10 protein-coding genes are annotated in these 11,492 nt (G+C 77.3%); 2 read left to right on the top strand and 8 right to left on the bottom strand.

Features of this window, described 5'->3' with window-relative positions:
- Positions 1–682, bottom strand: a 682-nt coding sequence (locus DEF28_RS22770) for a helix-turn-helix domain-containing protein (RefSeq protein ID WP_114446220.1), incomplete at its 3' end; no start/stop codon positions are given.
- A gap of 212 nt (positions 683–894) precedes the next feature.
- On the opposite strand from DEF28_RS22770, the gene DEF28_RS22765 reads away from it, so the two are divergent.
- Positions 895–1,296: a hypothetical protein gene (locus DEF28_RS22765; RefSeq protein ID WP_114400560.1), complete on the top strand. Its 402-nt coding sequence runs from the start codon at positions 895–897 to the stop codon at positions 1,294–1,296.
- A gap of 44 nt (positions 1,297–1,340) precedes the next feature.
- On the opposite strand, the gene DEF28_RS22760 is transcribed toward DEF28_RS22765, so the two are convergent.
- Positions 1,341–3,059: a sensor histidine kinase gene (locus DEF28_RS22760; RefSeq protein WP_114400564.1), complete on the bottom strand. Its 1,719-nt coding sequence runs from the start codon at positions 3,057–3,059 to the stop codon at positions 1,341–1,343.
- Positions 3,060–3,197: 138 nt separating this feature from the next.
- A complete protein-coding gene (locus DEF28_RS22755) occupies positions 3,198–4,205 on the bottom strand; it encodes an Acg family FMN-binding oxidoreductase (RefSeq protein WP_233515490.1) in 1,008 nt (335 codons plus the stop codon).
- Positions 4,206–4,525: 320 nt separating this feature from the next.
- Here DEF28_RS22755 and DEF28_RS22750 point away from each other — a divergent pair, with 320 nt between their 5' ends.
- The gene (locus tag DEF28_RS22750) at positions 4,526–5,500 is read left to right on the top strand and encodes an aldo/keto reductase (protein ID WP_114433387.1); all 975 of its coding nucleotides are present in this window, start codon (positions 4,526–4,528) and stop codon (positions 5,498–5,500) included.
- A gap of 542 nt (positions 5,501–6,042) precedes the next feature.
- On the opposite strand, the gene DEF28_RS22745 is transcribed toward DEF28_RS22750, so the two are convergent.
- The 5 genes from DEF28_RS22745 to DEF28_RS22725 all read right to left on the bottom strand — a co-directional run bounded on the left by DEF28_RS22745 (position 6,043) and on the right by DEF28_RS22725 (position 11,488).
- Complete coding sequence (locus DEF28_RS22745) at positions 6,043–6,813, bottom strand: HAD family hydrolase (RefSeq protein ID WP_114400562.1); 771 nt, start codon at positions 6,811–6,813, stop codon at positions 6,043–6,045.
- Positions 6,814–7,754: 941 nt separating this feature from the next.
- The gene (locus DEF28_RS22740; RefSeq protein WP_114400559.1) at positions 7,755–8,648 is read right to left on the bottom strand and encodes a universal stress protein; all 894 of its coding nucleotides are present in this window, start codon (positions 8,646–8,648) and stop codon (positions 7,755–7,757) included.
- A 45-nt stretch (positions 8,649–8,693) separates the two neighbouring features.
- Positions 8,694–9,365 carry a response regulator gene (locus DEF28_RS22735; protein WP_114400558.1) on the bottom strand — a complete coding sequence of 224 codons (672 nt, stop codon included), beginning with the start codon at positions 9,363–9,365 and terminating at the stop codon, positions 8,694–8,696.
- A gap of 120 nt (positions 9,366–9,485) precedes the next feature.
- The gene (locus DEF28_RS22730; RefSeq protein ID WP_114400557.1) at positions 9,486–10,988 is read right to left on the bottom strand and encodes a PH domain-containing protein; all 1,503 of its coding nucleotides are present in this window, start codon (positions 10,986–10,988) and stop codon (positions 9,486–9,488) included.
- Positions 10,985–11,488 carry a PH domain-containing protein gene (locus DEF28_RS22725; protein ID WP_114446219.1) on the bottom strand — a complete coding sequence of 168 codons (504 nt, stop codon included), beginning with the start codon at positions 11,486–11,488 and terminating at the stop codon, positions 10,985–10,987. The genes DEF28_RS22730 and DEF28_RS22725 overlap by 4 nt, the downstream gene beginning before the upstream one ends.
- Between the last annotated feature and the right edge of the window lie 4 nt (positions 11,489–11,492).

Below are 11,492 nucleotides of genomic sequence, written 5' to 3'. Positions count from 1 at the left end.
GGACCTCGGAGGGGCGGGCGCAGATGCGCCGGCCGCTGATCCGGGTCGGCACGATCACCACGTAGGCGTCGCGCGCGCCGCCCGCCCATGGGCGGACGGCGGTCGAGCGGCGCAGCGCGTCGCGCTCCTCGGGGTCGCGGACCTGGCGGGCCCGGCCGCGGATCAGGACGCTCCAGCCCTCGCTCATCACGCCGTCCAGCTGGTCCACCTCGAAGCTGACGTAGCCCTCCGAGTGCTCCGCGATCGTCCCCTCCGGGGCGGTGCGGAACACGATGTTGCCGTCGACCACCGTGTAGGTGACCGGCAGCACGGCGGGGCCCGACGCGCCCTCCGTGCAGAAGGCGATCCGGCCGATGCCGCCGGGCGCGACCAGCTCCATGCACTCCTCGGCGCCCAGCCAGTACAGCACCGGCGCGGGCACCCCCTCCCGGCCGGAGCCGGGCGGCAGGTCGGCACCGACCCCCAGCAGCGCGCCGGGCGTGGTGCGCAGCGCGGCGGCGAGCCGGGTCAGCGCCCAGCGGGTGAGCTGCGGCTGATGCTCCTCCAGGTAGGCCACGTACCCCGTCGCCATACCCGCGCGCTCGGCGACCTCCTGCCGGCTCAGGCCCAGCTCGGCGCGCCGGTGCGCCACCCGCCGACTGAGGTCCCCGCGACCGGTGTGCGCTCCGCTCCCGACGCTCATGGCACCTCCCGCAACCGTCCCGTCCCATCCTGCGACGCCACCGGGCCCGCGCACATGAGACCTTCGCCCGACCCGCGCGGGGCGAAGGTCCCGGCCGGGGTTCCGGGACGAAAGGCACACGCGGAGGGGCAGAAGGACGCTGACCCCGGCCCGCCCCCGCGCGCGAGACTGGCCACAACCTCCGACGGAGCCGACGGACGAAGGGGGCCGACGTGAAGAGCAGGCAGCTGGTCCGCTACCGCAGGATCGCGGTGCGGGCGTGCGACGGCTTCGACCCCGTCGCCATCGCGCACGTGCGGGACAGGTTCGCGACGCTGCAGCGCTACTCCCGGGTGCGGGTCGACCACGTCGACGTGGCGCTGTGGCGCCGCGCCGTCGACGGATACGGCAGCCTCGTTGAGGCCGAGGCGGTCGTCCGGCTGGGTGCCGCCACCGCCACGGCGAGCGCCGAGGCTGACAGCGTCTGCGCGGCGGTCGACAAGCTGCGCGAGCGGCTGGCATGGGACCTCGCGGCCGGCCGGACCGCGCGGCGCGGCTGGTTCGGGTTCCGGCGCCCCGGGCCCGGCGACCTGACCGCCGCCGACGACGACACGCGCCAGACACCGGCCGGGTGACCCCGGCCCCGTCGGCGGGCGGTGGTGCCGCGCGTGCCGGCGCCTCACTCCTCGTCGGGCAGCGGCACCCGCCAGGTCAGCCGCGTCCCGCCCGCCGGGCGGCGCACCGCCTCGAAGCGGCCGCCGAGCAGCCGGGCGCGCTCCGCCAGGTTGCGCAGCCCGCTGCGGCGGCCCCGCTCCGGTATCCCGCTCCCGTCGTCCTCGACCTCCAGCAGCAGGTCGGTGTCGACCCGCACCCGGACGTCGACCCGGTGCGCGTGCGCGTGCCGCGCGACGTTGGACAGCGCCTCCTGCAGCACGGCGAGCAGGTGGTCGGCGACCTCGTCCGGCACGGCGCTGTCGATCGGGCCGTCCAGGCGCAGACCGGGCGTGCAGTCCAGCGAGTCCTTGGCCGACTCCACCAGTTCCAGGATCTGGTTGCGCAGCCACTGCCGCTCGCCGTCGCCGGCGCTCTGCAGCGCGAAGATCGTGGAGCGGATCTGGCGGATCGTGTCGTCGAGGTCCTCCACCGCGTGGCGGACCCGGCGGGCCGGCTCCTCGGCGTCGATCCGCTTCACCGAGCTCATCAGCGACATGGCCACCGCGAACAGCCGCTGGATGATGATGTCGTGCAGCTCCCGGGCGATGCGGTCGCGGTCCTCCAGGACGGTGAGCCGCTCGGTGGCGCGCCGGCTCTCGGCCAGCTCCAGCGCCACGGCCGCGTGGCCGGCGAACGCGTGCAGGGTGCGCGCGGCCGACGGCGTGAACGCCGGGCGGCCCGCCTGGCGGCCGAGCAGCAGCACACCCTGGGTGGAGTGCCCGCCGCCCAGCGGTACCAGCAGCACCGGCCCGATCCCGGTCGCCGCCAGCGCCGCCTCGTCTGCGCCGGGTTCGCCGACGTCGCCGACCGCCGGCTCGCCGCCGCGCAGCACCCGCCCGGGGAGGGTCCCGTCCGTGCCGATCGTCCGGCCGGTCACCCGCTCCGCCTCCGCGCCCTCGGCGACCCGGACGGTCAGCCCGTCCGCGCCGTCCTCAGCCAGCGCGATGGCGACCAGGTCGGCCTCGGCCATCAGCCGGGCGCGCGCGGCGATCATGTGCAGCACCTCGCCGGAAGCGGCACCGGAGAGCAGCCGGGTGGTGATCTCCCCGGACGCGTCCAGCCACTGCTCCCGGCAGCGGGTCGCGTCGTAGAGCCGGGCGTTCTCGATGGCGACGCCGGCCGCGGTCGCCAGAGCGGTGACGATGGCCTCGTCGTCCTCGTCGAACGCCGCACCGCCGGCCTTCTCCGTGAGGTACAGGTTGCCGAAGACCTCGTCGCGCACCCGGATCGGCACCCCCAGGAAGCTGTGCATCGGAGGGTGGCCGTGGGGGAAGCCGCGCGACTCCGGGTGCCCGGAGATCTCGTCCAGCCGCAGCGACTGCGGCTCCTTGATCAGCAGGCCGAGGATGCCCTCGCCCTCGGGCCAGTGCTCGATCCGGGAGATCTCCTCCCTGCCCAACCCGACGGGCAGGAACTGCAGCAGCCGGCCGTCGGAGCTGATCACGCCCAGCGCGCCGTAGCGGGCGTCGACCAGCTTGGTGGCCGCCTCGACGATGCGGCGCAGCAGGGTCTCCAGGTCCAGCCCGGTCCCGATCAGGACCACCGCGTTCAGCAGGGCGTGCACGCGGTCCCGGGTCAGCAGCGCGGCCGTGACGCGCGACTGGAGTTCACTCAGCAAGTCGTCCAGCCGCGTGTTGGGCAGGAGCTCCCGCCCCCGCTCGGTACCCGGAGTCTCGTCGGCCATCATCGGTCCGCCCTGGGATGCCGCGGCTGCGCCGCGCTCGACGTGCGGTCCAGTACACGTCCGAGTCTAGGCCCACGACGCGGCCGCGGACAGAGCTGGCGCGGCATCGAAGCAGGTCGCGGGGGGCGGCGCGCGGTGTCAGGCGGCCCTCCGCCGGGATGCCGGCGCGGAGGCGCCGGGGCGGCCCAGCCGCAGGAGCATCTGCGCGTGGCCGCCGTCCGCCAGTCCCAGGCGTTCACCGATGAAGCCGCGCAGCAGCGGCTCCTCCAGGGGCTGCGGGTGGAAGGCGGCCGACACACCGCCGTGCGCGGCCGTCAGCAGCACCCGCTGCAGGGCCTCGCCGGCGGCCAGCCAGTCCGCCCGGGTGTCGCCCGGCGTGCTCAGCAGCGCCACCGTCCCGTCGCTGGTCCCCGAGACCCGCATCCGGCCGCGGACCCGGCCCCCGCCGAAGTCGCGGCCGGGGAAGAGCCGGTTGGGGGCGTCGTCGGCGGGCGGGAAGTCCTGGGCGGGCACCCCGAGGGCGGTGCGGTCACCCGACTCGCGCGTCCAGCGGGCGATCTCCTCCCCGCGGTCGCGCTCGTGCCGGTGCAGGTACTCCGCCGCGCCCACCAGTCCGGCCAGCGAGCGCACCAGCGTCGGCTCCGTCACCGTCCGCAGCCGGGCGCCCTCCGTCCGGGCCGCGGCGCTCAGGTCCTGGAGCAGCCCCCGGTCCTCGACGCCGTTCTCGAACGGGCCGCGGTGTGTGTGCCGGTGCTCCACGGCGGAGAACAGGGCGCGCTCCAGGTCGCCGGGCTCGGCCGTCCCCGCCACGCTGACGTCGGCGAGCAGGCCCGGCCGGTCGGGGTCGGGCAGCCGGCTCACCTCGGGGCGCCACCCGCCCGCGAGCAGCGTGATCCGGATCGTGAGGAGCGCGGCCCCGCAGCTGAGGACCGACTCCCGCAGCGCCGGGTCGGCGACGGGCAGCCGCCGGCGCAGGTCGATGCGCAGCGAGATGCGCCCGCGGTCGGCCTCCAGCGTCCACGGCCGGGTGTTCCAGACCGACGGCGCGTGCTCCGCGGCCCACCGCGCGGTGTCCAGCAGCTCGCGCTCCGCCCCGGGAGCGGACAGGTTGGGACCGGCGCCCGCGCGCCGAGCGGTGTCCCCCATCGCGGGTCGTCCCCCTTCCCGCCGCGCGGCCGGTACGCGGCGGATGCCCTCGTGTCCGGCTCCGGCGCTTCCAGCCCATCGGAGCGGCGCCGCGCGCACCAGGGACCGAGGGCGCCACCCCGGGGGCCGGAGGTCCCGCGCTGGCGGGCGCGGGGTCCGCGCGTGCGAGCTCGCCCGTTCCGCCACCCCGCGCCGCCGGTCCCCGCCAGACTGGGCAGCGGCACATGGCCGGCGCGCCGCTCCAGGCGCGCGGGCGGGTGCCGGCCGCCCGCGGGCGGCGCCCGGAACGCCGGACGAGCACGGAAGAAGGAACCCATCTGATGCAGCACGTCTTGCTGGGCGGACTCGCCGTATCCCGGATCGGCCTGGGCGCGATGTCGCTGGCCGCGTCCTCCGATGGGGGCGCGGACGACGCCGAATCCGTCCGCGCCGTCCACCGGGCCCTCGACCTGGGGGTCACCCACATCGACACCGCCGAGATCTACGGCCCTTTCACCAACGAGGAACTCCTCGGCCGCGCGCTCAGGGGGCGGCGCGACGAGGTGGTGCTGGCGAGCAAGTTCGGTGCCATCTCGCACGCCGGCGGCGGTCCGGGGCACCTCGACAGCAGCCCCGTGAACATCCGCACCGCGGTCGAGGGATCGCTCCGGCGGCTCGCCACCGACCGCATCGACCTCTACTACCAGCACCGGGTCGACCCGGCCGTCCCGATCGAGGAGGTCGTCGCGACGCTGGCCGATCTGGTGGCCGAGGGCAAGATCCGGCACATCGGCCTGTCGGAGGCCGGAGCCGCGACCATCCGCCGCGCCCACGCCGTGCACCCGGTCGCGGCGCTGCAGACCGAGTACTCCCTGTGGTCCCGGGACCCCGAGGCGGAGCTGCTGGCGCTGACGCGGGAGCTGGGCATCGGGTTCGTGCCCTACGCGCCGCTGGGCCACGGCTTCCTCACCGGCACGGTCCGCTCGGCCGACGGGTTGGGCGCCGACGACTTCCGCGCCGGCAACCCGCGCTTCACCGGGGAGAACATCCGGCGCAACCTGCGCATCGTCGAGGAGGTCGAGGCGGTGGCGGCCGAGGCGGGCGCCACGCCGGCGCAGGTGGCCCTGGCCTGGCTGCTGGCGAAGGGCGGCAACATCGCGCCGATCCCCGGCACCCGGCGGGTCTCGCGTGTCGAGGAGAACACCGCCGCCGACGCCGTGGTGCTGACCCCCGCGCAGATCGACCGCCTCGACGCGCTCCCCGCCGCGGCCGGGGACCGCCATGACGAGGCGCAGATGGCCATCATCGAGCACTAGACGAGTGGCCCTTTGTGGTTGGTGGTCGTGGGCGATCGGGGACGTGGCCACCGGTGCGCCGGTGTGGTGGTGCTGACCAGCTGGAGGGCACACACGGGGACGGCTGCCTGCGCCCGCGACCGGCTCGCGCCGCTCTGGCGGGCCGCGGCCACGACCGGCGCGCGAGTCGGCGGGTGCGTCTCGGGCGCGCACGGCTGGTGCCACCGCGAGACGTCCCCGTCGCGGCCGGTCGGGAAAAGGCGGCGGGGCACGGTGACGCGGACGTCTGCTATGGCCGCGCCCGGGGGCGGCCCATGCGCCCGGCTCCGGCGACCTGGCCCGGGAGGTCCTCGGTGACGTGGTGAGGGTCCGTCCTCCTCACCGGGGGTGCGTAGCGGCTCCGGGATGAGGACGCCGTGCCGGGGGCGGATGCGGGGCTGCCTCCGCGTGATCGGCGGAGGGGCGGTGGCTGGGCACCGTGCCGCTGCCCGCGCCGCGCGGGGAGGCGGCCGCCCGCGGGCGTGCCCGGCTGCGCCGGTGCGGGCCCGGCGCCGTCGCCGGGTTCAGCCCGCGACCTCCGGAAGCGTCAGGTCGCCGAGGTCCGTCACCACCACATCCGCGCCCTGGCGGTACAGCTCGGTGGTGTGCCCGCCGGGGTCGAGGCCGACCACCAGGCCGAACCTGCCGCGGCGCGCCGCCGTCACGCCCGGGCAGGCGTTCTCCACCACGCCGGCGCGGGCGGGCGGCACCCCCAGGCGTGCGGCGGCCTCCAGGAGCAGCGCCGGATCGGGCGTGCCGGGCAGCCGGAGCCGGGCGACGTCGATCCCGTCCACCCGCACGTCGAACAGGTCGGCGGCGCCGGCCGCGCGCAGCACCGCCGCGCAGTTGCGGCTGGCCGACACCGTCGCCGTGGCGATCCCGCGGTCCAGCAGGCCGCGCACCAGCGCCACGGTCGAGGAATGGGCGGCGACACCGTAGTGGCGCACGTGCTCCAGGAAGTAGCGGTCCTTGCGGTCGCTGAGGGCGGCGGGGGTCGTGGCGCCGGGGTCGTCACCGGGCGCTTCCTCGGGCAGGGTGATCCCCCGCGCGCCCAGGAAGGTGCGCACCCCCTCCAGCCGGGGCCGGCCGTCGACGTAGCGGAGGTAGTCGGCGCGCATGTCGAACGGCTCGAACCGCCCGCTGTCGCGCCGGGCCCGGACCCGCAGGAATTCGTCGAACGTCCGCTTCCACGCGGCGGCGTGGATGCGCGCGGTGTCGGTGACCACCCCGTCGGTGCCGAAGATCATCGCCGAGAGGTGCTCGACCGGCATGACCACCGCCTTCGCGTGCGGCATGGCCTCCACCTCCCACCATCCATCGGACACCACGCGGCCCCGGCGGGCAACGGGACGTTGGTCGGTCCTGCCGCTGCCGAAGGGCTCGCCCGGCGCTGCGGGCGCCGCCGCGCCGCAGGCCCCGGACCCGGCCGCGCGCCGGCGCCCTTCCGGCCTTCTCCTGACGGGCCGGGCCGGATCGCGGCGCTCGTCGGAGCCGGGGGATCCGGACCGCGCGGGGGCGGCGGTCCGCCGATGCCGTGCTCGCCGCCCGGTGGGGCAGGTGGTAGCCGCTCCGGGTATGCGGGGTCCCTGCCCGGGCGGCCCGTCCCGGTACGAGGCGCACGGTGCGGTGGCCTGGGCCGGTGGATGCGCGCTCGGTACCGGAAGAGGCGGTGGGGGAGTGGACCGGCGCGGCCGGGCCGCTCCGCTGGGCGCCGCACGGGGACGCCGCGTCCAGGTCCACGCGGTGGCTCGCTCGCGGTGGTGGGGCGACGGCCGCACCGCCCTGCTCCAGGGCCGGAGTGGTGCCGCCCGGGCGTCCGGTGCCGCGCAGCCGGCTCCCCGAGGCCGTGGTCGCGGGGCCGCCGGCCCACCGCCGAACGGGTGCGCACCCGCGCGGCCACGGAACCAGGACCGCTCGCGGCCCCCTCCCGTGCAGGGAAGGCCCGGCTCCGGGCCGGTGGGTCCGGAGGGGGAGCGTGTGCGGGTGCCGTCGCGGCCCCGGCCCGCGGTGCGGCGGCCGGGCTGGAGCGCGGCCCCGCTCCTCCGCAGGGGCCGTCGGCTCCCGGGGCCGGCGCGCACGTTCGGGGCGGTGGAGCCCGGCCGGGACCGGCCCGAGAACCGCGGCCCGGCCGCGCCCGGACGGCCGCTCGCCCGAATCCTGGCCCGCTCGCTCGCCGGCGCCGCGGCGACGGGGCCGTCCCGCGGCGCGGCCCTTCCCCGGTGTGCCCGCCGGAGGCCTACTCCTCGGGGGCGTGCAGCACCGCGACCGGGCAGGCCGAATGGGTCAGGACCGTCTGGCTGACCGAACCGAGCAGCATGCCCGCGAACCCGCCGCGGCCGCGCGACCCCAGTACCACCAGGTCAGCGCCGCGGGACTCCGCCGTCAGCGTGCGGGCCGCGTGGCCGGCGGCCACCTCGGTCTCGACCGGGACCTGGGGGTGGCGGTCCCGCAGCCCGGCGACGGACTCCGACAGCTCGCGCCGAGCCTCCTCCTGCGCCGCTCGCTCCTCGGGTGTGCCGGGGCCCGGCTCCGGGGTCTCCAGCGACGCGAAGACGCCGTGCGACGCCGACCCGCGCACCGCCACGGCGCGCAGCACGGAGCTGCGGAGCGCGGCCTCCTCGAACGCCCACTCCGCGGCCGCCCGGGCGGCCGCGGAGCCGTCCACCCCGACCACCACGCGGCCGGTGGCGGGGCGCGGTGCGAGGTGCGGGACGACCACCAGCGGGCACGGCGCCAACGCCGCGAGCTGGAGCCCGGTCGACCCGATGAACACGGCACCGAGCCGGCTGGCCCCGCGCGAGCCGGCCACCACCATCGCGGCCCCCTCGGCCTCGTCCAGCAGGACGTCCCCGGGGTCGCCCTCGACCCACACGGCCTCGACGTCGAGTCCGGGCGCGCGGGCCTTCGCGCGGTCGCGGGCGCGCTCGGCGATGCGGCGGCCCATCGCGGCGAAGTCGAACTCCGGGGCGCCCTCAGCCGCGCCTCGGAATCCGAGCCAGCTGTAGACGTGCACCACCCGCAGCCGCAGGCCGCGCAACCGCGCCTCGTCCACCGCCCATTCGAGGGCGTGGCGACCGCCCTCACTGCCGTCGACCGCCGTCACCAGCGGTGCGGTCGCCCCTCCGGTCATGTGCCCCTCCCGTAGCCGGCCATCGAGCCGCGTCGCGGCGGCCGCTCAGCTGTCCTGGCGGTGCGGGGACTCCGCCCTGAGACGGGCCGCGTAGACGGCCGCCTGCGTGCGGCGCTGCATGTCGAGCTTGGCGAGCACGCTCGACACGTAGTTCTTGACCGTCTTCTCGGCCAGGAAGATCCGCTCCCCGATCTGCCGATTGGTGAGGCCCTCGCCGATGAGGTCGAAGATGCGGCGCTCCTGGTCGGTCAGCGCGGACAGCGGGTCCTGGCGGTGCGCGTCCTCGCGGAGCCGTTCGAGCATCCGCGCCGTGCTGCGCGGATCGAGCAGTGAGCGGCCCGACGCCACCGTCCGCACCGCCCGCACCAGGTCGGAGCCGTGGATCTGCTTGAGCACGTACCCGGCCGCGCCTGCCATGATGGCGTCGTACAGCGCGTCGTCGTCGGGGAACGAGGTGAGCATCAGGCAGGCCACCTCCGGCAGCCGCGAGCGCACCTCGCGGCACACCTCCACCCCGCTGCCGTCCGGGAGTCGCACGTCCAGCACCGCCACGTCCGGCCGCGCGGCCGGGATGCGGGCGACCGCGTCGGCCGCGGTGCCCGCCTCGCCCACGACCTCCACGTCGGGCTCGCTCTCCAGCAGGGCCGTCACTCCGCGCCGTACGACGTCGTGGTCGTCCACCAGGAAGACTCGGATGTCGCCCTTGGGATCCGGCATCGCCCTCAGCCCCTCACCTCTCCCGTGCCACCGCGCCCGCGGCGCGGTGACCGCTGCCGAGAACCTACCCATATTCCCCGGTATCGACCGGTCGCCCGCGCGGTACCGGCGGTCACGGGGTCAGCCGCGGACCAGGAAGGGCGCCAGCAGACCGGGCACCGCCGCGTCGGCGAACGCCAGCCCGGCGCCCAGGTCGACGTCGCCCGCCCGGTACATCCCGGCGCCCGCGGCGGTCGCGGCCCCCACCGTCGCCAGCCCGGCCCCGCGCTGGAACGGCGAGCGGGTGATCCGCCAGCCGATGACCCCCTCTCGGCGCACCGCCACGGTGCGGCGGAGCAGGCCGCCCGCGCGGACCAGCAGGTACTCGCCGGCGACCGCGTGGCCGAGCGCGCGGTAGGCGGCGTGCGCCCACGGCAGCGCGACCGCCAGCACGGCGAGCGGCGCGGCCCAGACCCAGCCGGGGGTCGCGGGCACCGCCGCCACCAGGGCCGCGGTGGCGGCCGCGGCCGCCGCGCCCGCGAGGATCGCCCGCACGAGCCGGCGCCGACGGGCCGCCGCGGGGTGCGCGCGCAGCGGAGCCGCCGCGAACGGCGACCGCTCCGCGCGCATGACCCCCGCGGCCACCCGGTGCGCCACGGCCAGCGGCAGCTGCGGGGTCAGGGTGTCGCGGCCCACCTTCTCCTCGTCCTTGGCCGCCCCCAGCCCGGTGGCGACGGCCCGCAGCCGGGCGCCCCCGGCCCACCGCAGCGGCACCGGCTCGCAGAGCTCGACCCCGCGCAGCCGCGACTGCTCCAGCGAGATCGACGTCGTGGTGAGCAGGCCGCGCCGCAGCCGCAGGGAGCCGTCCACCTCTCGCTCCAGGCGGTAGCCCCACCACGTCTCCACACCGATGAGCGCGGCCGCCGCCATGCCGGTGAGCAGCACCAGGAGCAGTGCCCCTGGCGCGGCCAGCAGCCAGTAGGGCCGGACGGACTCGAAGACGGCGGCGGCGACGCGGTTGGCGCGGTCCTCGCCGAACCAGGACAGCACGCTGTAGAGACCGCCGTAGGCGCCGACGCCCAGCAGCGGAGCCCATTCGGCCAGCGGCGCGTAGCCGAGCCAGCGCGGGTCCAGCCGGGCGATGGTGCCCTCCCCCGGCCGCGCGGCCTCCGCGGCGGCCGCGCCGCGGTCCAGCAGCGTGCGGCGGAGCAGGTCGGCGTCGGCGGCGTCGAGCGAGCGCAGCCGCACGCCCTCGGCCCCCGCGGTCTCGCCGGTGCCGATGGTGACCGTGCCGACGCCGAGCAGCCGCGCCACCACGTCGGCGGTGACGTCCACACTGCGGATCCGGTCCCGGGGGACCGACCGCAGGGTCTGCGCGAGCAGCCCGGCGCGCAGTTCCAGGCGCTCGGGGGTGAGGCGGTAGCGCGTCCGGCGGACCCGGACCCACTCGCCGCCGGTGAGCGCGGCCACCAGGAGCACCGCGCCGCCGGCGACGGCCAGGCCGACGGGCACCGACCAGGCGACGGCGACGACGAGGGCGGCGACCAGCGCGGGGGCGCCGATGACGGCGGCGAGCAGCACGGTCGCGGCGAGGGCGGAACGCGCGCTCAGTCGGCGCCACTGCGTGGAGTCGGTGGTGGTCATGTGGCGTCTCCCGGAGTGGCCTGGGTGGTGGCGGTGAGCAGGTCGGCCAGCGCCTCCGCCCGCTCGCGCCCGAGCCCGGCGATGCCGACGGCGCCGGCCGCCGACGCGGTGGTGACGGTGACGGTGGACAGCCCGAAGAGCCGCTGCAGCGGGCCGCGCGTGGTGTCGACGCTCTGGATCCGCGACATCGGTGCCACCCGCCACTCCTGCCACAACCAGCCGGCGGCGGTGTAGACGGCGTCCTCGGTGGTCTCCCAGCGGTGCACGCGGTACCGCCAGACGGGCATGACCAGGACGTAGGCGGCCCCGAGCGCACCGGCCGCCGCCGCGGCGGGCCACAGCCAGGGGCGCCAGGGCTCGATGAGCAGCGCGGCCGCGGCGAGGGCGGCGGTGGGCACCGCCGTCCACAGCAGGGCGCGGGCGCTCCACCAGGCGACCGCCCGGCGGTGCACGCGGTGCCGCGGCGGGCGCAGCCGCAGGGCGCCGGGCGGGGCGCTCATGGGC

Origin of the sequence: Marinitenerispora sediminis, from assembly GCF_003336425.1 — a bacterium.
GTDB classification, from domain to species: Bacteria; Actinomycetota; Actinomycetes; order Streptosporangiales; family Streptosporangiaceae; genus Marinitenerispora; species Marinitenerispora sediminis.
The sequence above is the reverse complement of the archived record's forward strand: the minus strand, read 5'-3'. Positions and strand labels throughout refer to the sequence as shown.